The organism is Streptomyces sp. MJM8645 (assembly GCF_001625365.1).
Taxonomy (GTDB): Bacteria; Actinomycetota; Actinomycetes; order Streptomycetales; family Streptomycetaceae; genus Kitasatospora.
This window is the reverse complement of the sequence record NZ_LJJF01000001.1, coordinates 447012-467751: the sequence shown is the minus strand read 5'-3', so window position 1 is coordinate 467751 and position 20740 is coordinate 447012. Positions and strand designations below refer to the sequence as shown.

Sequence of the window (20740 nt, the reverse complement as noted above, 5' to 3'; positions counted from 1 at the left end):
GTCTGACGACCCATCAACTTCGTTCGGATCCACCGCGTTTCCCAGCGCGTCGCCCCACCGGCGCGGATGCGCCGCCCGGCCGCCCCATCGGCCCGGCGGTCCCGACCACCCGCTGCCTGCCCCTGCGAGGAGCACCGCCGTGTCAACGGCCGTACCACCACCGTCGTCGTCCCCGTCCTCCCCTGCCGCCACCGCCTCGGCCGAACTGCTGCCCGGCGTCGTCCGAATGGACCGGCAGGCCGCGCCCGAGCGGCGCCCCTCCGCAGAAGCCGTCGCACCGCCGCAGGCCCAGCGGCGCACCGGCTTCCGCCCCGACATCGAGGGCCTGCGCGGCGTCGCCGTCCTCTCCGTCCTCGCCTACCACGCCGCCGTTCCCGGCTTCGCCGGCGGCTACGTCGGCGTCGACGTCTTCTTCGTCATCTCCGGCTTCCTCATCACCGGACTGCTGCTCGGCCGCCCGATCGGCCTGTGGGACTTCGCCGCCCGCCGCGCCCGCCGCATCCTGCCCGCCGCCGCCACCGTCCTGGTCGCCACCGCCGTCGCCGGCGGCGCGCTGCTCGACCCGCTGCGCGGCACCGACCTCGCCCGCGACCTGATCGCCTCCGCCGGACAGGTCGTCAACTGGCGCTTCGTCGGCCAGCAGACCGACTACCTGGCCGCCGAACACGCCCCGAGCCCGCTCCAGCACTTCTGGTCGCTCGGCGTGGAGAACCAGTTCTACCTGCTGTGGGGCGTTCTGCTGCTCGGCCTCGCCCGCTTCCTGCACGGCCGCCGCCGCACCGTCGCGATCACCCTGGCCACCACGGCCATCGGCGCGGTCTCGCTGCTGCTGTGCGTCCGGTGGACGGCGACCTCGGCGCCGCTCGCCTACTTCTCCACCGGCAGCCGGCTCTGGGAGTTCGCGGCCGGCGCGTGCGCTGCGCTGCTCGGCGGCGCCCTGGCCGGCCGTGTGCAGCGGCGCGGGACGGCCTGGTCGCTGCGACTGCTCGGCTGGGCCGGCGCCGCCGCCGTCCTCGCGTCGATCCTGCTCTACGACCGGAACACCCCCTTCCCCGGCACCGCCGCGCTGGTGCCCGTCCTCGGCGCCGCCGCCGTCCTGCTCGCCGGCCCCGCCCACCGCGCGCTCGGCGCCACCGACGCCGGACGCCTCCTCGACAACCGGCCGCTGCGCGCCGCCGGTCGCCTGTCGTACGCCTGGTACCTCTGGCACTGGCCGGTGCTGACCATCGCCCAGGCCCGCTACGGCGCCCTGCCCTGGACCACCCTGGCCGCCCTCGCCGCAGCCAGCGCGCTGCCCGCCTGGCTCACCATGCGGCTCGTCGAGCAGCCGCTGCGGTACGGCAGCAGCCCGGCGCCGCGCCGGGGCCTCGCGGTCGGCGCCAGCGCGCTCGTCATCCCGCTGATCGCCGCACTCACCCTCGGCGGCGGCACGGTCCGCGCCCTCGGCGGCACCGCCGACACCCCCGCCGCAGCCCCGGCCGGGGCCCCGACCGGCCCCACCCTGCTCGCCCCCGGTGCGCGGGTGCTCGGCCTGACCCCCTCGCTGGCCCGCGCCCGGGAGGACTTCCCGCCCGGCAAGGGCTGCGAGATCCCGCTGAACGCCGACAGCAGCCCGCGCTGCCTGTTCGGCGCCGAGGACAGCCCCGACCGGATCGTGCTGCTCGGCGACTCGCACGCCGGCCAGTGGATATCGTCCGCACTCGCGATGGCCGAGCAGCGGCACTGGGCCCTGGAGGTCCTGGTCAAGCCCGGCTGCCCGCTCGCCACCCTCACCGTGCGCAACAACGTCCTCGGCCGCACCTTCGAGGAGTGCGACCGCTGGCGCGAGAACACCCTCACCCGGCTCACCTCCGGGCCCAGGCCGCGCCTCGTCCTGATGGCCGGCCTCAACAGGTACGGCAGCCAGGAGGAACGCACCCAGGGCTGGACCCGCACCCTGGACCGCCTCGCCGCCGTCGGCGCCCCGCTCGCCTACCTCGGCGACACCCCGATGCCCGGCAAGGACATCCCGACCTGCCTCGCCGCCTCCGACGGCCGCTCGGACGCCTGCTTCTTCCCGCGCGACACCGCCTTCGAACCGGATCCGATGCTCGACGGCGGGCTCGCCGCCCGTTACGGCGTCCGCACCCTCGACCTGGGCCCGCTGCTGTGCCCCGGCAGCGGACCGGACTGCCCGGCGGTGCTGGAGGGCGTGGTGCTGTACCGCGACACCGGCCACATCACCGACACCCTGGCCCGCGTCCTGGCGCCGCGCCTGGACAAGGGAATCCTGGAGGCGGCCGGGTAGCGCGGCTCCGCCACCTGGGGCGCCCCGCCGGATCGATCCGGCGGGGCGCCCTCGTCGTGCGGGTGCGGGTGTGGCCGCGCAGGCGTTTTCTCAGCCGTAGATGCTGTGGCAGAGGCGGGCCTGCTCCGAGCCCGCGGGCCAGCGGCCGACGCGTTCGGCCTGGTCGCAGATGCCGCCCGGGCCGAGGGTGGGCAGCGCCGCGCCGGTAGCCGGAGCCGCCGGGGTGGCGCCGGCCGGGGCGGGGGCGCCGTGGGTCGACGGCGAGGGGCGCGCGGTGCGGCCGGGCTTCGGGTGCGCGGTCGCCGCGTGCTGGGCGTCGGCCGCCTCGTCCTCGTTCGGCGCGGCCGCCGCCGTGGCCGTGGCCAGGGCCGGGGCCGGTCGGGCGCGCTCCGGCGTGGGCGGCGGGAGCGGGGACGGCGCGGGTGTGGTGGGGAGCGGCGAGAACGCGGGCGGGTCCGGCGCCGTCGGGTCGGACGCGGAGGGGGAGGTGTGTGGCAGGGCCACCACGTCCAGTTCGTCTCCCGTCCCCGGCCCGCACATCGCCAGGACGGCGGCGAGGACGGAGACTGTCCCGATGGTCGCGGCGGCCCACACCTTCCGCGACCGCCGCGACGCCGGTGCGGGCGGCCGAACGGGGGCCGGCGCGAACGCGGTGGGTACCGGGGGTGGCTGCCAAGCGTCCTGCGGCCACTGCCACTGTCCTCCGGTGGACTGCCCAGTCATGTTGTCGTCCTTCCAGCGCCGAACCCCCCGTCGAATCCCCCGCCATGCCTTCCCCGTGCTCAACGAGCGCGCCGACGCCGGGACATGACCCGGAAGAGGGGTCTGGAGGGGCGCCGATTGCCGCCGCGCCACATGCTGGGGGGCATGGAGACCAACAGCACGTCCAAGCACCTGGTCGAGGTGGCCGACTTCCGGACCGACAGCCGCTACCGCCTGGTCCACTTCGAGGGCCACGGCTGGGAGCCGCTCGCCCCCGAGGAGTTCGAACCCCGGATCCACCAGCTCTTTCCGGACCTCGACCCGCGAGATCCGGTCCGCGTCCACTGGGCGGATCGCCCCTGGGAGTGGCCCCTCTGGCACCCCGGCGAGGCGTGAGCCGCGCTTTCGTTACGCTGTCCGGGTGAGCGTGGATCATTTCTGGCGCCGCCTGCCCGGCCAGGAGGTCGACACCTGCTCGCCGACGGAACTCGGCGAGCTCGTCCCCGACCGGCAGGACGTCCGCTACGGCCAGCTGGCCTCCGCCGGACTCCTCCTCGGCGTGCGGAGCACCGCCCGGCTGATGGAACTGGCCCTCACCGAGAACGGCCTGCACCCCGACCCGGCCGCCCGCCTGCCCGTGTACGGCGGCGAGCGCCGCGAACCGGACGCCGCGCAGACCGATCCGCTGGTGCTGAGCCCCGCGCAGGTCGCGGCCGCCTTCACCTTCCTGCGCGACTCGGCGCTCGGCGAACTCGTGCGCCAGCAGGACACCGTGCTGGCCCGGACGGTCGCGCGCCTCGGGTACCCGACGCCGTGGTCCGAGACGTGGGCGACCCGGGTGGTCGCCGACCTGCGGGAGCTGCGGGACTTCTTCGCCGACGCGGCGGCGGCCGGTGACGCGGTGGTCGTCCGGGACCGAAAGGCGTGATCGGGGTGACCGGGGCGGCGGACGCGAACGAGTTGGACGAGTTGGACGGGGTGGAGGACGTGAACGGGGTGGACGAGTTGGACGAGTTGGACGAGTTGAACGGGATGGACGGGGTGGACGGGGCGGAAGGCCTGAACGGGCTTTCGAGCACTGCCGGTTACGCCGAGGCGGCGGAGGAGCTCGCCGTCCAGTACGAGAGCGTGACCTTCGCCGAGGTCCACGCGGACCTGCTGCACAGCTACCCGCCCCCGCCCGCCGCCGTCCTCGACGTGGGCGCCGGCACCGGGCGGGACGCGGCCGTCCTCGCCGCCCTCGGCCATCCGGTGGTGGCCGTCGAGCCGACCGCCGAACTCCGTTCCGTCGCCGAGCGGTTGCACGCGGGCTCCGGCGTGCGCTGGGTCGCCGACGCGCTGCCCGAGCTGCCGCACCTGAGCGCCGGCACCGAACGCTTCGACCTCGTCCTGCTGACCGCCGTGTGGATGCATCTCGCCCCTGCCGAGCGGGCGTTGGCGATGGCCGCCCTCGGCCGACTGCTCGCCCCGGGCGGGCGCCTCGCCCTGACCCTGCGCCACGGCCCCGTCCCGCCGGGCCGCCGGATGTTCGACGTCCCGCCCGAGGAGACCGTCGCGCTCGCCGCCGCTCAGGGCCTGCGGCTGCTCCATCGCGCCGAGCGCGGCGACCTGCACGGCCGGTCCGGGGTCCGCTGGACGAGCCTGGTCTTCGGGTAGGTCGCCCTCCTGGCGTCCGGGCCGCGCCTGCGCGGTGCGGGGGTCAGTTCACGTCGACGTTGTCGAAGAGTTCGAGCATCTGCGTGAGGACGTGCACGCAGGCGGTCAGGTCGGCGTCGGTCAGCTCGCCGCCGACCTGGCGGAGCAGGGCGTGCTCGCGGGCGCTCGCCGCGGAGACGGCGGCCCTGCCGTGGCCGGTCAGCCGGATCAGCGAGGACCGCTGGTGGGCGGGGTTCGGGGTGATCTCGGCCAGGTCCAGGGCTGCCGCGTCGTTGACCATGCGTTGCACGAACTGCCTGCTCAGTGCCTGTGCGCGGGCCATCTGAGGGACGGTCATGGGCCCGTGTTCCGCGAGCAGGAGCAGCACGGCGCGCACGCCGACGGACAGCCCCTCGATGGGAGCCGCGAGTTCCACCGTGCGGAGCACCCGTCGGTACAGCGGGCCGACCAGGTCGAACACGTCCATGAGCCGGTGGGCGAGGACGTCGGGCGGGAGCGGGGCATCGGTACCGGTCACCCCGCCATCATGACACCTGGGTTGCCAATCCCTGCCGTGGAGGAACCGCGTGGAGGGAACCGTTCGCCGCCGCCGGCTGAACCGCCACGGCGTTCTGTGCCGCGCTCACCGGGGGTTCACCGGGGCGGGGCGCCGAAGTCCTCGGCGACCAGCCGGTCGACCCAGTGCCGGAGGGCCGGGGCGAGGGGCGGGTGGGCCAGGTCGGCGGCGGTGGCGAGGCGGTCGGCGGAGGTGGTGTCGTAGCGGTCCTCGGAGAGGAAGCCGAGGGTCTCCGGGTCGGCGCCGGTGAGGGCGCGGGGGAGGCGGCGGACGATGGCGACGGGCGCCAGGCCGCGGGGCGGGCGGACGCCGAGGTGGGCGGCGAACAGGGCGATCAGGTCCGGGAGGACGGGGGTGGCGGGGTCGAGGACGGTGTGGGCCACCACGGCGGAGCCGTCGGGTGTGGGGGTGGCGTCGGGGGCGGCGGAGCCGTCGGGTGTGGGGGTGGCGGCGCTGTCGTGGGCGGGGACGGCGGCGAGGAAGCGGGCCAGGTGGTCGACGGTGACCACGGGCAGGAAGGTGCGGCGGGTGCCGGGCAGCAGCGGCAGGCGGCCGCGGTGGAGCTGGCGGACGAGCTGGGCCAGGCCCAGGTACTGGCCGGCCTCGCCGGTCCGCGAGTGGCCGATGACGCTGCTGGGGTTGACGGTGGTGAGCGGGACGCCGAGTCGGGGCGCGGTGACCCGGACGGCGGCGTCGCCGAGCAGCTTGGAGGCCTCGTACGCGCCGAGGCGTGCGTAGGCGGCGGTGGTGGCGCGGGGGCTGGGCGGGTACTGCGGCTGCGGATCGCGGCCGACGCGGTAGCCGGAGAGGTGGACCAGGCGGCGCAGCCGGGGCCGGGTGGCGGACCAGTGGAGGGCGTGCAGGGCGCCGTGGACGTTGGCGGGTTCGGCCTGGGCGCGGGTGAGGCCGAACTGGTAGCGGGCGGCGAGGTTGTGGACATCGCGGACCTCGGTGAGCCGGGCGTCGTCCTCGGGGGAGAGGCCGAGGCCGGGGCGGGTGAGGTCGGCGGCGACGGTGGTCAGCGCGGTGTCGTCGGCGCCGTGGGTGCGCAGCCAGTGGCGCAGCTCGGTGTCACGGCCGGCGCTGCGCACGGCGGCGGCCACGGGCTCGCCGCGGGTGAGGAGTTCGAGGACGAGCCAGCGGCCGAGGAAGCCGGTGGCGCCGAGGACGAGGGTGCGGGGCGGTGGCGGGAAGGACGGCATGGGGCAACTCCTGGAGCTGGAATCTGTAGACCGGTCTGCATATTTTTCGGACACGAGAAAACTCGGACACGAGAAAACTCGGACACGAGAAAACTCGGACACGAGAAAACCTCGGGCACAGGAGAATTCGGGCACAAGGAATCGGAAGGAGGGGCGGAGCCGCGCACCGGTCGGCGGCGGCTCCGCTTCCGCGAAGCCCTACGGGGTGCGGGCGGCCGGCTTGGCGCCGAGCAGGTGGCGGACGGCGTGCAGCGCGTGGTCCAGCGGCTCGCGGCTGCGCCGGACCGACGCGAGCAGGACCGCGCCCTCCATCAGCGCCAGTACCTGCCCGGCCGCCGTCGCGGCCTCGGCCGGCTGGAAGCCCTCGGCCTCCAGCCGGTCGGCCAGCACGCGCTGCCAGCTCTCGTACACCTCCGCGCAGACGGCGCGCAGCGGCTCGTTGGTGCCGGCGACCTCCAGGGCGACGATCGCGATCGGGCAGCCCTTGGTGTAGTCGGAGCGCGCCAGTCGCTCGGCGAAGACCTCGGTGAGCCGCTCGGTGAGCGCTCCGCTGTCGGCGCCCTCGGCGGCCAGCGCGGCGAGCAGGTCCTCGACCTCCTGCCCGGCCTGGGCGAGGGAGGCGGCGACCAGTTGGTCCTTGCCCTCGGGGAAGTGGAAGTAGAGCGAGCCGCGCGGTGCGCCCGTCGCGGCCACGATCTGGTTGAGGCCGGTTCCGAAGTAGCCCTGTGCCTCGATCAGCGTCCGGGTACCGGCGATCAGCCGGGCCCGGGTCTCCTCACCCTTGACTCCCATGCGGAAAACAATAGACCGGTCTGCATATTCCTGTCGACGGGCCTCAGTGCTGGGCCGCGGGCGGGAAGCAGGTCGTTGTGGAGCAGCGCTCCGGGACTCCCTCGTTCGTGTCGGCGTGCGTGCTCTCGTGCTCGCCGGTGATCCTGAGCTCGTCCCGGAGCGGTGCCGCCGCGGCCCTGCCCGGTTCCGGGTCAGCCCGTGTGCGCCTCCTGAAGCAGCGCCAACTCCTCCGGGGAGAGGCGCAGGGCCCCGGCGGCGATGTTGTCCTCCAGGTGCGCCAGGTCGCCGGTGCCGGGGATGGCCAGGACGTGCGGGCCCTGGTGGAGCGTCCAGGCGAGGCGGACCTGGGCCGGGCTGACCCCGCGCGCCTGCGCCACCGCCCGGACCTGGGCCGGTTCGGCGCCGCCCGTGCCGGACTCCCGCCCGGCTCCGGCGATCGCGTAGAACGGGACGAAGGCGATGCCCTGCTCGCCGCAGAGCCGCAGCACGGCGTCCTGTTCGGGCGAGGCGCCGATGCCGTACGGGTTCTGCACGCACACGACGGGCGCGACGGCCTGCGCCTCGGCGAGCTGGTGCGGGTGGATGTTGGAGAGGCCGAGGTGGCGGATCAGCCCGGCCTGGCGCAACTCGGCGAGGGCGCCGAAGCGTTCGGCGATCGAGTCGGTGCCGACGATCCGCAGGTTCACCAGGTCGAGGTGGTCGCGGCCGAGTTGGCGCAGGTTCTGCTCGACCTGGCCGCGCAGCCGCTCCGGGGTGCGGGCGTGCTCCACCCACTCGCCGTCGAGTCCGCGGCCCGGGCCGACCTTGGTGGCGATCACCAGGTCGTCGGCGTACGGCGCGAGCGCCCGGTTGATCAGCTCGTTGGCGGAGCGCAGCGGGGAGAAGTAGAAGGCGGCGGTGTCGAGGTGGTTGACGCCCAGTTCGACGGCGCGCCGCAGTACCCGGACGGCCTGCTCGCGGTCGCGCGGTACGGCGTCGGGGACGAGCGCCCGGCCGGTCTGCGGCAGGCGCATGGTGCCGAAGCCGATCCGGTGGACGGTGCGGTCGCCGAGCGTCCAACTGCCGGAGGCGGCAGCGGTGACGGCAGCGGTGATGGAGGCGGGGGCGGGGGTGGTGCCAGAAGTCATGCCGTCATGATCGCCACTGCCCTGCCCTGACCGCCAGCGATTCGGGAATGTACGAATCCCCGCGGAATCCACGGGGGCGGAGGTGACGGCGGGCTGCTGCCCACGGGGGAGGGCGCCGTGACGGCGGACCTGTCGGGACTGTGACAACCGTCATGCCGTTTCCATGATCACCCGCCCTGGTCCGGGGCCCCGCCAGGCCGGGATGATGGGGCTCGTCGACGGGCGGGAGCGCCCGGGGTCGGGTGAACGGGGGGTCGGCGATGTCGCCGCACGAGATCGGGTTGTACGCGAGCGCTGCCGTGGTGGTCAGCGTGGGACTTCAGGCGCTGGCGCTGGCCGGCTCCAACGTCGGCCCGGGAGCCGGCGCTCCGGCGGGCGCCGGGCCGGGCGAGGTGCTCGCCGTGGTCCGGGCCGCCCTCGCACGGCGGCCCCGGGCCACCCTCGCACTGTTCGCGCTGATGGCGGTGATGGCCGTGCTCCAGTACGCCGTGCCCACCCTGGTCGACGATCTGATGCGGCAGCCGGGTGCGCTGTCCGACGGGCAGTGGTGGCGGGCCGGGACGGCCCTGCTGGTGCAGTCCTCCGGGATCGCGCAGATCGCGATGAACCTGCCGGCCCTGCTCGTGGTCGGCGCCGTCGCCGAGTCGGTCCTCGGATGGTGGCGGACCCTGGCCGTCTTCCTCGCCAGCGGCGTCCTCGCCCACGTGGTGAGCCTGGCCGGCTGGTCGCCGCGCGGCGGCGGCGACTCCGTGGCCGTCTGCGGCCTGCTCGGCGCCCTGGCCGTCACCTGCCTGCTGCGCGGGAGCGCCCTGGGCCTCACGTTCAAGCGCACCTGGTACCTGCTGCTCATCCCCGCGGCCGGCCTGTTCCTGTGCGCGCTGCGGAACAACCACGGCGCCGGCCTGGTGGCGGGCTGCCTGCTCGGTCTGGTGCTCGCCGCCGGGACGAGGACCAGGCCGTCCGGGCAGCCCGCCGCGGTGTGACCGGGGGCCGGTCCACCCCCGGGGGCCGATCCCGCAGATCCGCAGATCCGCAGATCCGCAGCTCGGACCGGGGCCTGGTACGCCGGGCGCCGACCGGCGTCTGGGAGAGTGCGGGCATGACACTTCGGACCCTTCGGTGCGCCGTCCTCGACGACTTCCAGGGCGTCGCCACCAGCATCGTCGACTGGTCCCCGGTCTCCGACCGGGTGGCGGTGACCGCCTTCTCCGAGCACTTCGGGTCGGAAGACGAACTCGCCGCCGCCCTGGCCGACTTCGACTTCGTCGTGACCCTGCGCGAGCGGGTGCCGTTCCCGGCTTCGCTGTTCGCCCGGCTGCCGAGGCTCAGGCTGCTGGTCGCCTCGGGCATGCGGAACTCGGCGATCGACTACGCGGCCGCTGAGGCGCACGGCGTGACGGTCTGCGGGACGGCCAGCTCGTCCACCCCGCCGGTCGAGCTGACCTGGGCGCTGCTGCTCGGCCTGGCCCGCGGCATCGTGCCGGAGAGCACGGCGCTGCGCGAGGGCGGTCCCTGGCAGAGCACCGTCGGCGCCGACCTGCACGGGCGGGTGCTCGGGCTGCTGGGCCTGGGGAAGATCGGCGGCCTGGTCGCCCGGGTCGGACTGGCCTTCGGCATGGACGTGCTGGCCTGGAGCCAGAACCTCACGGACGAGCGGGCCGCCGAGGTCGGCGTGCGCCGGGCCGCCGGCAAGGAGGAGCTGTTGAGCGGCGCCGACTTCGTCTCGATCCACCTCGCCCTGGGCGAGCGCACCCGGGGACTGCTCGGCGAGGCCGAACTCGCCCTGATGAAGCCCGAGGCGTACCTGGTGAACACCTCCCGGGCGGCGATCGTCGACCAGGACGCGCTGCTGGCCGCGCTCACCGGGGGCCGGATTGCGGGCGCCGCCGTGGACGTCTTCGACGTCGAGCCGCTGCCCGCCGACCACCCGCTGCGCACCGCGCCCCGGCTGCTGGCCACCCCGCACCTGGGGTACGTGTCGCGCGACAACTACCGCCGCTACTACGGCGAGGCGGTCGAGGACATCGCGGCCTACCTGGCCGGCGAGCCGATCCGCCGCCTGGGCTGACCCATGGCCTGGGCTGACCCACGGGCCGGGCTGACCCGTGGGCCGGGCCCGGGCCGGCCCTCGTGGCGGCGTCCGCCCGCCGGGCGCCGCCCGGCCGCATACTGGCCGCGTGACGAGCGGAGACGGTGCCCGGGGTACGGGCCGGCGCGGTGTGCTGAGGGCGGGTGCGGCCGCGCTGCTGCTGGGCGCGGCGGGGTGCGGGAGCGGGGCCGGGCGGCCCGCGGTGACGACGGGTCCGGCCGGCACACCGACGGAGACGTCGACGTGGACGGTGGCCCCGACGCCGACGGGGACACCGACGGTCTCCGCCCTGCCGAACCCCGCGCTCTGGCAGCCCGGCCCGTCCGAGGTGCAGCCCGACGTCAAGCGCCGCGCCGTCGAGCTGGTCGCCGCGCTCGGCGCCTGGCCGCCGGGCGGGCAGGGCGTGGAGGCGGCCCGGGCCCGGGTGGCGGCGCTCGGCCTGCCGCCCGAACTGGCGGACCGGGCCGGGCCGCTGGCCCCGACGGCCGCCGAGGCGAGCCTGGAGGTGATCGACGCCCAGTACGGCGGGATCCTCGCGGACTCGGCGAGCGTGCTGGTGGTCTGCCGGCAGTGGACCCGCCGGGCCGACGGCTCGGTCGCCGAGGGCGGCACCACGGTGGACGTCCGGCTGAGCCGGGCCGCGCCGCGCTGGACCGTCACCGCCCTGAACCCGGGGGAGCCGGGCCCGGCCGCCGCCTCACCCGCCCCGGCGGTGGCGCAGGTGCTGGCCCAGCCGAGGATCGAGCTGCCGCCCGAGGCGGCCGCCGACCTGCGCAGCGGCACCGTGCACGACAGCGTGCTGGCGGCGATGCTCCGGCTGGCCGGCCCGTACACGCTGTCGGTGAGCGTGGTGCGGACCGGCCACCCGTTGGACGTCTTCGGTACGACCCGGCCCAGCGACCATCCGCTGGGCCGGGCCTTCGACGTCTGGCGGATCGACGGTCAGGCGGTGGTGGACCCGTCGACGCCCCGGCAGCTGATCGAGTCCTTCATGCGGGACGCGGCCGCCGCCGGCTCGTACAACGTGGGCGGTCCGGTGGCGATCCCGGGCGTGGGCAACCAGTTCTTCACCGACGACACCCACCACGACCACGTCCACGTGGGGTTCTCCGCCTGACCGCCTGACCGCCTGACCTCCACCGCCCGGGGACGGTACGTCAGTTGACGTTGACGCCGCTCCAGGCCGCCGCGACGGCCTTGTACTCGGTGCTGTTGAGGCCGTACAGGTCCTTGGCCGCGCTCAGGGAGGCGGTGCGGGCACCCTTGTAGGTGGTGGTGGAGGTCATGTAGACGGTCAGCGCGCGGTACCAGATCTTGGCGATCTTCTGGTTGCCGATGCCGGCCACCGTGGAGTTGTTGCAGGTGGGGCTGTTGTAGGTGTAGCCGTTGATGGTCTTGCTGCCGCTGCCCTCGCTGGCCAGGTAGAACCAGTGGTTGCCGACGCCCGAGGAGTTGTGCACGTCGAGCTTGCCGACCGAGCTGCTCCAGCAGTCCGCCGACCGGCCGTCGAGCGAGGGCTTGTCGAAGCGGCGCAGCCACGGCGGGGTGGACTGGTCGCTGAACAGGTAGTCGGGGGTGTCGACCTTGTTGTTGGCGTACCACTCCACCATGGTGCCGAAGATGTCGCTGGTGGACTCGTTGAGGCCGCCGGACTCGCCGCTGTAGCGCAGGTTGGCGGTGGCGCTGGTGACGCCGTGGGTCATCTCGTGGCCCATGGTGTCGAGGTCGACCTGCTCGGGGTCGGTGGTGCCGTCGCCGTCGCCGGTCATCATGCAGAAGCAGCTGTCGGACCACTGGGCGTTGTCCCAGTTGGTGCCGACGTGGACGAAGACGGTGGCGCCCTTGCCGTCGTTCTTGATGCCGTTCCGGCCGAAGGTGTTCTTGTAGTAGTCGTACGTCCAGGCGGTGTTGGCGTGGGCGTCGACGGCGGCGGTGGAGCGGTCGGTGGAGAACTTCTTCCCGTCGCCCCAGACGTTGGTGGTGCTGGTGAACGCGGTGCCGGAGCTGGCCTTGAGCGCGCTCGCCGCGACGTTGTTGGCGTCCTTGGTGACGTGGCCGCGGACCGCGTCCTTGAGGGTGTAGCCGCCGCCGCTCTGGGCGGTGGTGTCGATCGTGATGTCGCCGGTGTACTCGGAGTGGCCGGTGCCGGAGGCCTGGTGCTCGGCGTCGTAGGTCTCGATCTGCTCGCCGGTGGTGGCGTCGGTGACGACCACCTTGCCGGCCGGCTGGCCGTGCTCGCCGGTGCCCTCGACGGTGGTGCGCCAGGCGAGCCGGGGCGTGCCGTCGGCGGCCCAGACGACCAGTTCGGGCGTGCTGGTGGCGTCCTGGACGCCGGGTGCGGCCGCGAGCGCGTTGGCGGCGCCGGCCTGCGCGGGCACCTTCGGGACGGTGGACCTGACGGCGGCGTCGTGGGCGGCCGCGCGGGAGGAGTCCTTGAGCCGGCCGCGGGCGTCCTGGTGGACGACCAGGTCACCGCCGACCACCGGCAGGCCCTGGTAGGTGCGGTCGAAGCGGACGTGCTGGGTGCCGTCGGCGTCGAGGACGACGTCCTTGACGACGAGGTCCTGGCCGGCGCCGAAGCCGAACACCCCCGCGTTGTGGGTGACGTTGGCGCGGGCCTGGGATATCGCGGCGTCCCTCGTGCCGGTGGCGGCGGAGGCCGTGCCGGTGGGGACGGCGACGGCGACGAGGGCGGCGACGACCGCGATGGCTCCGGCCGCGAGGGGGCGGCGGGAGGAGGAGGTGGGGCTCACTCTGACTCCAGTCGGGGTAGCTGCAGGGAAAAGAGCTGCGACCGACATTGACGGCGATCAGTCAGGTAGAGCTAGAGGAATGGTCATATCTTTGCCAAGTTGTGTCCTGTTCAAATCAAAAGTGAGCAGAAATCAACACCCGTGCCGCATATGGCCGATCGTGTTCCGACGCATGACGCATGACCTGACGAGGCCCTAGGCTCGCCCCCATGGACGGATGGGTGGGGGCCTGGACCGGCGGGCGGGCGGCGGTTCACGTGGGCAACGTCGCGGACTTCAACGAGCAGTTCTTCGCCCCGGACATGGATGCCGCCCAGCGGGCCCGACGGCTGCGGCAGGCGCACCACTACGCCTGCCTGACCACCTGCTACAGCCCCGAACCCGCGCTGCTGGTGCTGCCCGCCGAGGTCGGCCCGGAGTGGACCGACTGGCTGGCCCGGGAGCTGGAGTGGGGCCCGGTCGAGGTGCACGGCGGCGTCGCGCCCGGGCGGACGGTCGCCCGGGCGCTCGCCGAACGGCCGGCCCTGGCAGCGCGGATCGCCGCCCTCGGCCGGCCGGTGGTCGCCTGGGGCCGCACCGCCGCCCAAGGCGAGGGCCCCGAACTGGCCGCGGTGCACCGCTACGAGTCCAAGGCGGCGGCCCACGACCTGTTCGCCGAACTCGCCCCCGACCACCCGGGCATCGTCGTCCCCCGGCAGGAACGCCCGGCCGGCCGGGGCCGCGCGGCCCGCCGGCTGACCGCCCGCGCCGCCCGGGGGCTGACCACCGTGCTGAAGAGCCCGCACGGCGTCGGCGGCTACGGCACCATCGTGGTGGATCCGGCCGACCTCTTCGCCGCCGGCGGCGGCCGGCCCCTGCTGCGGCGCCTGGTCCGCTCCGAACTCCTGCCCGCCCAGGGCGGCCTGCTGCTGGAGGAGCACGTCGACCCGGGCCCGGCCGCCCGGCTGCGCGACCTCACCTACGACGCGCTGGTCGGCCCCGACGGAGCCGTCCACCCGGTGGGCGCCGGTGACATGCACGTCGCCGGCACCCGCTACCAGGGCGTCACCGTCGGCCCCGACGCGGTGCCCCGGGGCGCCGCCGGGACGGCCCGCCGGTTCGCCCTCGCGGTGGGGGAGCGGCTGGCCGCCGAGGGCTACCGCGGCTGGTACGACGTGGACTTCGTCACCGACCGGCAGCGCCGGCTCGCCCCCACCGAGATCAACCTGCGGCTCACCGGCCCGGCCGTGGCCTTCATGCTGCGGGCCCGCCTCGACCAGGTGCGGGGCCCGGGCCACCTCGTCCGCACCCTGGACGCGATGCCGCTCGGCGCCCGGCTCGCCCCGGGCGCGCTGTACGACCACCTCGACCGGCTGCGGCCGCGCTGCGCCCGGCTCGACGTCACCCTCCTGCCGTTGATCCCGACGGCGGGCCACGACCCGGAGCCCGCCGTCGGCCTCGCCCTCGCCGGGCCGAGCGCCGAGGCGCTGGACGCCGCGCAGGCGCTGCTCGCGGCCGCGCACCACGGGCTGGCCGGGATGTTCGAGGCGCTGCGCTGACCGATCATCAGCGCAGGCCGTCAGCGCAGGCCGTCATGACTGGGCAGCCGTCACCGCCGGGCGGCCGGCCGCCGGATCAGGAAGATCAGCACCACCAGCGCGGCCGCCATCAGCGGCACGTTGAAGGTGAACACCATCGCCGTCTCGCGCGGCCAGTCGGTGGCGTCGGTGAGCCGGTACAGGTTGTCCTGTGGCCACCAGGAGGCCAGCAGCCACACCACCGAGAGGTAGGTGAGCAGGGACAGCCTGTACGACCGCCCCTGCCGCAGCACCGCCGGGAAGCCGAAGAAGAGGAAGGCCACCCCTGCGCCGAAGGCGAGGTTCTCGCACAGGTAGAGCAGCTCGAACCAGAAGTGGTACGCGTCGGGCACCGCCCCGAGCTGCGTCGCGCCGGGGAAGAAGACGTTGGTGCTGACCCAGGCCATGAGCGAGAAGAACACCACGCAGCCGAGCACCACGCAGCCCGGCAGGTCCGACGTGCCGCTGCGCCCGCCCCCGGCCTTGCCGCCGCCGCCCTTCCCCGCGCGCGACCCCGCCTTCGCCGATCCGGTGGCGGCGGTGTGTTTCGGCGGGGCCGGCAGCGGTAGCGCGGCGCGGTCCAGCTTTCCGGCCCGGGTGCGCGGCAGCTCCGGCACCGGGACGACGGCCTCGGGCACGTCGCCGCCGGGCAGTTGGGCCGCCAGGTACTGGGAGAGCGACCAGCCGTCCGCCCCGTCCGCGTCCGGCGCGGTCACCGCGTACCCGACCAGGCTGCGCCGGCCCGGCCGCAGCTCCAGCTCCACCACGACCGCCTCCCGGACCGCCGGGTGGGCGCGCAGCCGGCCCTCGGCCCGGGCCGCCGCCGCGACCCGGGAGACCACCGCGGCCTTGCGGGCGAAGGGGACCGGCCCGACCACGTGCGCGGCCCGGCCGAGGAACTCCAGGACGCCGTCGTCCCGGAGCCGGCCGATGTCCCCGGTCAGCAGTACCCGGCCGTCGGGGTCGAAGTCCGCCCGGACGAACCGGTGGCGGGTGTCGTCGGCCCGGTTGAGGTAGCCCCGGCCGAGGCCGCCGCCGGCGATCGCGATCTCGCCGGCCTGCCCCGGCGGCACCGGGGTGCCGTTCAGGCCGACCACGTACACCCGGGTGCCGGGGAACGGCCGACCGATCAGGGAGACCCGCTCGCCGTCCCCGGTGGCCGCCGTGCCCTGCGCGTCGAAGTAGGTGCTGTCCACGCCGGCCTCGGCGAGGCCGTACACGTTGAGCACTCTGGTCCCGTCGCCGAGCAGCCGCTGGAGGCCCAACTGCTCGTCCAGGTACCACTTCTCGGCGCCGACGGTGAGCAGCCGCACACCGGGCAGCGGCGTACCGGTCAGGGGTTCGCCTGTTCGTGGCTCGCCACTCCGGGCGAGATGGGCGGCCAGCCGGCGCGCGAGGCGGGCGTTCAGCTCCAGGACGGTGATCCCTTCGGCGGCCACCAGAGCGGGCAGGCCGGCGAGGTCGGCGGTGCGGTCCAGGGTGAGGTTGCGCGGGGCGACCACCAGGGTGGCTCCGGAGCCCAGCGCCCGGACCCAGTCGGCGGTGAAGACGTCGAACTCCAGGCTCGACGTCTGCAGGATCCGGTCCGCCGGGGACAGCCCGTACACCTCGCGCCAACCCCGGTACGCGGACAGCAGGTTGCGGTGCTCGACCAGGGCCCCGGTGGGCAGGCCGGTGGAGCCCGAGGTGTAGAGGACGCAGGCGAGGTCCGTCGGGCCGGTGGGCGCCCCCGGCGGGTCGGACGGCGCTTCGGTGAGGTCGGCCGTGTCCAGGCAGACGATCTGCGCCGGGCCCGCGTCGGCGAGCCGCACCCGGTGGCTCTCCTCGGTCACCACCAGGTCCGGGGCGGCGTCGGCCAGGACGTGCCGCAGCAGCGCGTCCGGCGCGCTCGGCTCCAGCGGCACGTACGCGGCGCCCGCCTTCAGTACCGCGAGCAGCGCGACGTACACCTGCGTGCCGCGGCCCAGCGCCACCGCCGCCCGGCCGCCCGGGGCCAGGCCGCGCGCCGCCAGGTGGCGGGCGAGGGCGTCGGCCCGCTTGTCCAGTTCCCCGTACGTCAGCTCGGCATCGCCGCAGCGGACGGCCACCGCCTGCGGTGCCTGCCCGGCCCGCAGTTCGACCAGTCCGTGCAGCGTGTCGGCCGCCCGGTCCTCGGCCGCTTCCCCGTCGGTCGGCATCGGCGCTCCCCTCATCCCCTCCGAATCCCCCGATCATCCTCCCAACTCCCGCTGCGCGACAGGGTTCTGGAGCGTCCACTCCTCGGACGGCCCGGCTCCGCACGCGGCGACGGTTGTACTCTGCACGCAGACGGTCGGCGCCGGCCCGTCCGGTACGGCGCCCCGCCCGCACCCTGTCCGGCGCCGTACCTCGGAGGTCCGCCCCCATGAGCTCGTCCGTCCCGTCCTTCGACGGCCCGCTGCTGCGCACCCAGGACGTGGACGTCGTACGCGACGGCCGCCACCTGCTGCGCGGGATCACCCTCGCCATCGAGCCGGGCGAGCACTGGGCGCTGCTCGGCCCCAACGGCGCCGGGAAGTCGACCCTGCTCGCCCTGCTCGGCGCGGTCTCCCACCCCACCCGGGGCGAGGTGGACGTGCTCGGCCGCCGGCTCGGCCGGGTGGACATCCGCGAGCTGCGCGCCCACCTCGGGCACGTCAACCCCCGGCACCCGCTGCGCTCGCCGCTGAGCGTGCGCGAGGTGGTGCTCACCGGGCACACCAACACCATCGAGCCGGAGTGGCACCGCAAGCCCGGCCCCGAGGTGCTGGAGCGGGCCGAGCAGCTGATCGAGACGCTCGGCATGGGCGCGATCGCCGAGTCGGCGTGGACCACCCTGTCCCAGGGCGAGCGCGGCCGGGCCCTGATCGCCCGCGCGCTGATGCCGAGCCCCCGCCTGCTGCTGCTCGACGAGCCCGCCACCGGGCTGGACCTGACCGCCCGCGAGCTGCTGCTGGACAGCCTGGACCTGCTGCGCCACCAGCACCCGGAGCTGGCCAGCGTGCTGGTCACCCACCACCTGGAGGAGCTGCCGGAGAGCACCACCCACGCCCTGCTGCTGCGGGACGGGGAGTGCGTGGCGGCCGGGCCGGTGGACGAGGTGATGACCACCGAGCTGATCAGCGTGACCTTCGGCCACCCGATCCGGATCAGCCGGCACGAGGGCCGGTGGACGGCCCGGGCGGCCGCGCGCCGTACGCCGGGGCGCTGACGGGTCCGGGGCGGGCGGGGTCCGGTCGGGGCGGGCTGGGCGGTCGGCCCGCTTCCGACGGGGGGCGGGTATGGACGTAAAAAAGTTTTTACGTAAGGTATGCCTTAGCTAAGGCGGGGTTGTCGCTGGTCCGGCGCCCCACCGGTGCTCAACCCTGCCCCGCCCTGGCACACCCATGCCCTTTTCCGTTGGAGCCCGCATGTCCGCCCGTCGCCGTTCCACCGCAGCCGCGCTGCTCACCCTCGCCGTGGCGACCGCCACCCTGGCGGGCTGTGCGACGAAGAAGGACGACAAGGCGGGCGGCGCGGACGCGGTCAAGATCAACGCGACCGACACCGCCTGCGAGGTCTCCAAGACCAGCTTCCCGGCCGGCCACGTCGTCCTGGACATCAGCAACAAGGGCGCCAAGACCACCGAGGTCTACGTCTACGGCGCCGGCGACAAGATCGTCACCGAGCGCGAGAACATCGGCCCCGGCACCAAGGCCACCATCAACGCCGAGATCAAGGCCGGCTCCTACGAGATCGCCTGCAAGCCCGGCATGGTCGGCGACGGCATCCGCCAGAAGATCACCGTGACCGGCGAGGGCGCCACCGCCGCCGCCGTCGACCCGCGCCTGACCGCCGCCGTCGACGCGTACCGCACGTACGCCCAGCAGCAGGCCGACGCCACCATCCCGGCCGTCGAGGCCTTCGCCGCCGCGATCAAGGCCGGCGACGTGGAGAAGGCCAAGTCGCTGTACGCGCCGTCGCGCACCGGTTGGGAGCGCACCGAGCCGGTCGCCGAGAGCTTCGGCGACGTCGACCCCAAGACCGACACCCGCGAGGACAAGCTGGAGGCCGGCCAGGAGTGGACCGGCTGGCACAAGCTGGAGAAGTCGCTCTGGGCCGACGCCAAGATCGGCGACGACGAGAAGAAGCTCGCCGACCAGCTGGTCAACGACCTCAAGGACTGGCAGAAGAAGATCCCCGAGGCCGAGATCACCGCGACCAGCATGGCCAACGGCGCCAAGGAGCTGCTGGACGAGGTCGCCACCAACAAGATCACCGGCGAGGAGGACCGCTACAGCCACACCGACCTGGCCGACTTCCAGGCCAACGTCGAGGGCGCGCAGAAGGCCTACGAGCTGCTGAAGCCGGTCGCCGCCGAGAAGGACCCGGAGCTGTCCAAGACCCTGGACTCCGAGTTCACCGCGATCCAGGCCCTGCTCGCCAAGTACAAGCAGGCCGACGGCACCTTCACCTCCTACGACAAGGTCACCGAGGCCGAGCGCAAGACCTTCTCCGACGCGGTCAACTCGCTGGGCGAGCCGCTGTCGAAGCTGGCCGCCGCCGTGGTCGTCAAGTAACGACCGCGGTCCCACCCGAGCACCGTCCCCACCCCACCGACGCCGTGGCGGCCCGAAGCGGCCGCCACGGCATCGGCGAGTCAGCACAGAGAAGGATCCGCCCGCCGATGGACGCCGAGAACGCCAAGGGCACCAAGAACCCCGAGAACCCCGAGGGCACCGCGAACGCCCCGGCCGCTGCCGCCGGTGGCGCCGTCAGCCGACGGGCCGTGATCGGCTGGGCCGGCGCGGGCGTCGCGCTCGGCGCCGCCGCCGTCGGCTCGGTCGCCGCCGCCACCCGGCAGGACGACCAGGCCCCGGCGGCGGCCGCCCAGACCGGCGCCGAGGTGCCCTTCTACGGCGAGAACCAGTCCGGCATCGCCACCCCGGTCCAGGACCGCCTGCACTTCGCCGCCTTCGACGTCTCCGAGAAGGCGACCCGCGAGTCGCTGGTCAAGATGCTCAAGGAGTGGACCAAGGCCGCCGCCGCGATGACCGGCGGCCGCGAGGTCGGCACCGGCGCCGCCGGCGGCCTGCCCGAGGCTCCGCCGGACGACACCGGCGAGGCCCTCGGCCTGCCCGCCTCCCGGCTCACCCTCACCATCGGCTTCGGCCCCACCCTGTTCGACCAGGACGGCGTCGACCGCTTCGGCCTCCGCGCCAAGCGCCCCGAGGCCCTGATCGACCTGCCGAACTTCAAGGGCGACAAGCTCGACCCGCTGCGCAGCGGCGGCGACCTCTGCGTCCAGGCCTGCGCCGACGACCCGCAGGTCGCCGTGCACGCGATCCGCAACCTGGCCCGGATCGGCATGGGCACCGTCAACATCCGCTGGTCCCAGCTCGGCTTCGGCAAGACCTCCTCCACCACCCCGGACGCCCAGACCCCGCGCAACCTGCTCGGCTTCAAGGACGGCACCCACAACATCGCGGGCACCGACGGCGCCGGGCTGGCCGAGCACGTCTGGGCCGCCCCCGGCGACGGCCCCGAGTGGATGACCGGCGGCTCCTACCTGGTCGCCCGGCGGATCCGGATGCACATCGAGACCTGGGACCGCGCCTCGCTCAAGGACCAGGAGGACACCTTCGGCCGCACCAAGGGCGAGGGCGCCCCCTACGGCAAGGTCAAGGAGCACGACGCGCCGGACCTCAAGGCGATGCCCGCCGGCTCGCACGTCGCGCTGGCCCACCCGGACGCCAACAACGGCCTGATGATCCTGCGCCGCGGCTTCTCCTTCACCGACGGCACCGACGGCCTCGGCCGCCTGGACGCCGGCCTGTTCTTCCTCGCCTACCAGCGCGACACCCGCAAGGCCTTCGTGCCGCTCCAGCAGCGGCTCGCGGCCGGCGACAAGCTCAACGAGTACATCCAGCACGTCGGTTCCGCCCACTTCGCCTGCCCGGCGGGCGTCCGCAAGCCCGGGGAGTGGTGGGGCCAAGCGCTCTTCGGCTGATCCCCCGCCCCGTTCAACCCCCCGAGGAGAGTGC

The 20740-nt window shown here is 74.5% G+C and carries 18 protein-coding genes; 11 read left to right on the top strand and 7 right to left on the bottom strand.

Annotated features, from left to right (window positions below):
* Positions 1–139: 139 nt before the first annotated feature.
* Positions 140–2287, top strand: a complete 2148-nt coding sequence (locus tag A6F73_RS01880) for an acyltransferase family protein (RefSeq protein ID WP_159398315.1) — start codon at positions 140–142, stop codon at positions 2285–2287.
* Between the two features lie 90 nt (positions 2288–2377).
* Here the strand turns inward: A6F73_RS01880 and A6F73_RS01875 are convergent, their stop codons facing one another.
* Positions 2378–2881 (bottom strand): hypothetical protein, encoded by a 504-nt coding sequence (locus A6F73_RS01875; RefSeq protein ID WP_063346126.1) that lies wholly within the window; start codon positions 2879–2881, stop codon positions 2378–2380.
* A 273-nt stretch (positions 2882–3154) separates the two neighbouring features.
* Here A6F73_RS01875 and A6F73_RS01870 point away from each other — a divergent pair, with 273 nt between their 5' ends.
* From A6F73_RS01870 to A6F73_RS01860, 3 genes are read left to right on the top strand one after another with little or no spacing between them, the layout of a single operon-like run.
* Positions 3155–3385 (top strand): hypothetical protein, encoded by a 231-nt coding sequence (locus tag A6F73_RS01870; protein ID WP_063350865.1) that lies wholly within the window; start codon positions 3155–3157, stop codon positions 3383–3385.
* 25 nt (positions 3386–3410) lie between these two features.
* Positions 3411–3917 (top strand): hypothetical protein, encoded by a 507-nt coding sequence (locus A6F73_RS01865; RefSeq protein WP_159398314.1) that lies wholly within the window; start codon positions 3411–3413, stop codon positions 3915–3917.
* Positions 3914–4645: a class I SAM-dependent methyltransferase gene (locus A6F73_RS01860; protein WP_244293256.1), complete on the top strand. Its 732-nt coding sequence runs from the start codon at positions 3914–3916 to the stop codon at positions 4643–4645. The genes A6F73_RS01865 and A6F73_RS01860 overlap by 4 nt, the downstream gene beginning before the upstream one ends.
* Before the next feature lie 43 nt (positions 4646–4688).
* On the opposite strand, the gene A6F73_RS01855 is transcribed toward A6F73_RS01860, so the two are convergent.
* The 4 genes from A6F73_RS01855 to A6F73_RS01840 form a co-directional block, all read right to left on the bottom strand.
* A complete protein-coding gene (locus A6F73_RS01855; RefSeq protein ID WP_063346124.1) occupies positions 4689–5162 on the bottom strand; it encodes a MarR family winged helix-turn-helix transcriptional regulator in 474 nt (157 codons plus the stop codon).
* 116 nt (positions 5163–5278) lie between these two features.
* Positions 5279–6403, bottom strand: coding sequence for an SDR family oxidoreductase (locus A6F73_RS01850; RefSeq protein WP_063346123.1), 1125 nt, complete (start codon positions 6401–6403; stop codon positions 5279–5281).
* 198 nt (positions 6404–6601) lie between these two features.
* Entirely contained in the window at positions 6602–7195 is a 594-nt protein-coding gene (locus tag A6F73_RS01845; protein WP_063346122.1) for a TetR/AcrR family transcriptional regulator, read from the bottom strand.
* Between the two features lie 191 nt (positions 7196–7386).
* The gene (locus A6F73_RS01840) at positions 7387–8322 is read right to left on the bottom strand and encodes an aldo/keto reductase (RefSeq protein ID WP_063346121.1); all 936 of its coding nucleotides are present in this window, start codon (positions 8320–8322) and stop codon (positions 7387–7389) included.
* Between the two features lie 260 nt (positions 8323–8582).
* Between A6F73_RS01840 and A6F73_RS01835 the strand changes: the two genes are divergently transcribed.
* From A6F73_RS01835 to A6F73_RS01825, 3 genes are all read left to right on the top strand, one after another.
* On the top strand, positions 8583–9305 hold the full coding sequence (locus A6F73_RS01835; protein WP_063346120.1) for a rhomboid family intramembrane serine protease: 723 nt from the start codon (positions 8583–8585) through the stop codon (positions 9303–9305).
* Positions 9306–9421: 116 nt separating this feature from the next.
* The gene (locus A6F73_RS01830) at positions 9422–10390 is read left to right on the top strand and encodes a D-2-hydroxyacid dehydrogenase family protein (RefSeq protein WP_063346119.1); all 969 of its coding nucleotides are present in this window, start codon (positions 9422–9424) and stop codon (positions 10388–10390) included.
* A 109-nt stretch (positions 10391–10499) separates the two neighbouring features.
* On the top strand, positions 10500–11528 hold the full coding sequence (locus A6F73_RS01825) for a hypothetical protein (RefSeq protein WP_244293255.1): 1029 nt from the start codon (positions 10500–10502) through the stop codon (positions 11526–11528).
* 40 nt (positions 11529–11568) lie between these two features.
* Here the strand turns inward: A6F73_RS01825 and A6F73_RS01820 are convergent, their stop codons facing one another.
* The gene (locus A6F73_RS01820) at positions 11569–13164 is read right to left on the bottom strand and encodes a M4 family metallopeptidase (protein WP_107452801.1); all 1596 of its coding nucleotides are present in this window, start codon (positions 13162–13164) and stop codon (positions 11569–11571) included.
* 209 nt (positions 13165–13373) lie between these two features.
* On the opposite strand from A6F73_RS01820, the gene A6F73_RS01815 reads away from it, so the two are divergent.
* Entirely contained in the window at positions 13374–14702 is a 1329-nt protein-coding gene (locus A6F73_RS01815) for a hypothetical protein (protein ID WP_159398313.1), read from the top strand.
* 50 nt (positions 14703–14752) lie between these two features.
* On the opposite strand, the gene A6F73_RS01810 is transcribed toward A6F73_RS01815, so the two are convergent.
* Positions 14753–16897: an amino acid adenylation domain-containing protein gene (locus A6F73_RS01810; RefSeq protein WP_063346116.1), complete on the bottom strand. Its 2145-nt coding sequence runs from the start codon at positions 16895–16897 to the stop codon at positions 14753–14755.
* Between the two features lie 206 nt (positions 16898–17103).
* Between A6F73_RS01810 and A6F73_RS01805 the strand changes: the two genes are divergently transcribed.
* From A6F73_RS01805 to efeB, 3 genes are all read left to right on the top strand, one after another.
* The gene (locus A6F73_RS01805; RefSeq protein WP_063346115.1) at positions 17104–17928 is read left to right on the top strand and encodes an ATP-binding cassette domain-containing protein; all 825 of its coding nucleotides are present in this window, start codon (positions 17104–17106) and stop codon (positions 17926–17928) included.
* Between the two features lie 199 nt (positions 17929–18127).
* The gene (gene efeO / locus A6F73_RS01800; RefSeq protein WP_063346114.1) at positions 18128–19276 is read left to right on the top strand and encodes an iron uptake system protein EfeO; all 1149 of its coding nucleotides are present in this window, start codon (positions 18128–18130) and stop codon (positions 19274–19276) included.
* Between the two features lie 107 nt (positions 19277–19383).
* The gene (gene efeB / locus A6F73_RS01795; protein WP_079135350.1) at positions 19384–20706 is read left to right on the top strand and encodes an iron uptake transporter deferrochelatase/peroxidase subunit; all 1323 of its coding nucleotides are present in this window, start codon (positions 19384–19386) and stop codon (positions 20704–20706) included.
* Positions 20707–20740: the final 34 nt, after the last annotated feature.

What these genes read in the sequence shown, in the direction of transcription:
- A6F73_RS01870 (WP_063350865.1), top strand. Translation starts at nt 3,155, where the DNA reads ATGGAGACCAACAGCACGTCCAAGCACCTGGTCGAGGTGGCCGACTTC.
- A6F73_RS01850 (WP_063346123.1), bottom strand. Translation starts at nt 6,403, where the DNA reads ATGCCGTCCTTCCCGCCACCGCCCCGCACCCTCGTCCTCGGCGCCACC.
- A6F73_RS01845 (WP_063346122.1), bottom strand. Translation starts at nt 7,195, where the DNA reads ATGGGAGTCAAGGGTGAGGAGACCCGGGCCCGGCTGATCGCCGGTACC.
- A6F73_RS01840 (WP_063346121.1), bottom strand. Translation starts at nt 8,322, where the DNA reads ATGACTTCTGGCACCACCCCCGCCCCCGCCTCCATCACCGCTGCCGTC.
- A6F73_RS01835 (WP_063346120.1), top strand. Translation starts at nt 8,583, where the DNA reads ATGTCGCCGCACGAGATCGGGTTGTACGCGAGCGCTGCCGTGGTGGTC.
- A6F73_RS01830 (WP_063346119.1), top strand. Translation starts at nt 9,422, where the DNA reads ATGACACTTCGGACCCTTCGGTGCGCCGTCCTCGACGACTTCCAGGGC.
- A6F73_RS01815 (WP_159398313.1), top strand. Translation starts at nt 13,374, where the DNA reads ATGGACGGATGGGTGGGGGCCTGGACCGGCGGGCGGGCGGCGGTTCAC.
- A6F73_RS01810 (WP_063346116.1), bottom strand. Translation starts at nt 16,897, where the DNA reads ATGCCGACCGACGGGGAAGCGGCCGAGGACCGGGCGGCCGACACGCTG.
- A6F73_RS01805 (WP_063346115.1), top strand. Translation starts at nt 17,104, where the DNA reads ATGAGCTCGTCCGTCCCGTCCTTCGACGGCCCGCTGCTGCGCACCCAG.
- efeO (WP_063346114.1), top strand. Translation starts at nt 18,128, where the DNA reads ATGTCCGCCCGTCGCCGTTCCACCGCAGCCGCGCTGCTCACCCTCGCC.
- efeB (WP_079135350.1), top strand. Translation starts at nt 19,384, where the DNA reads ATGGACGCCGAGAACGCCAAGGGCACCAAGAACCCCGAGAACCCCGAG.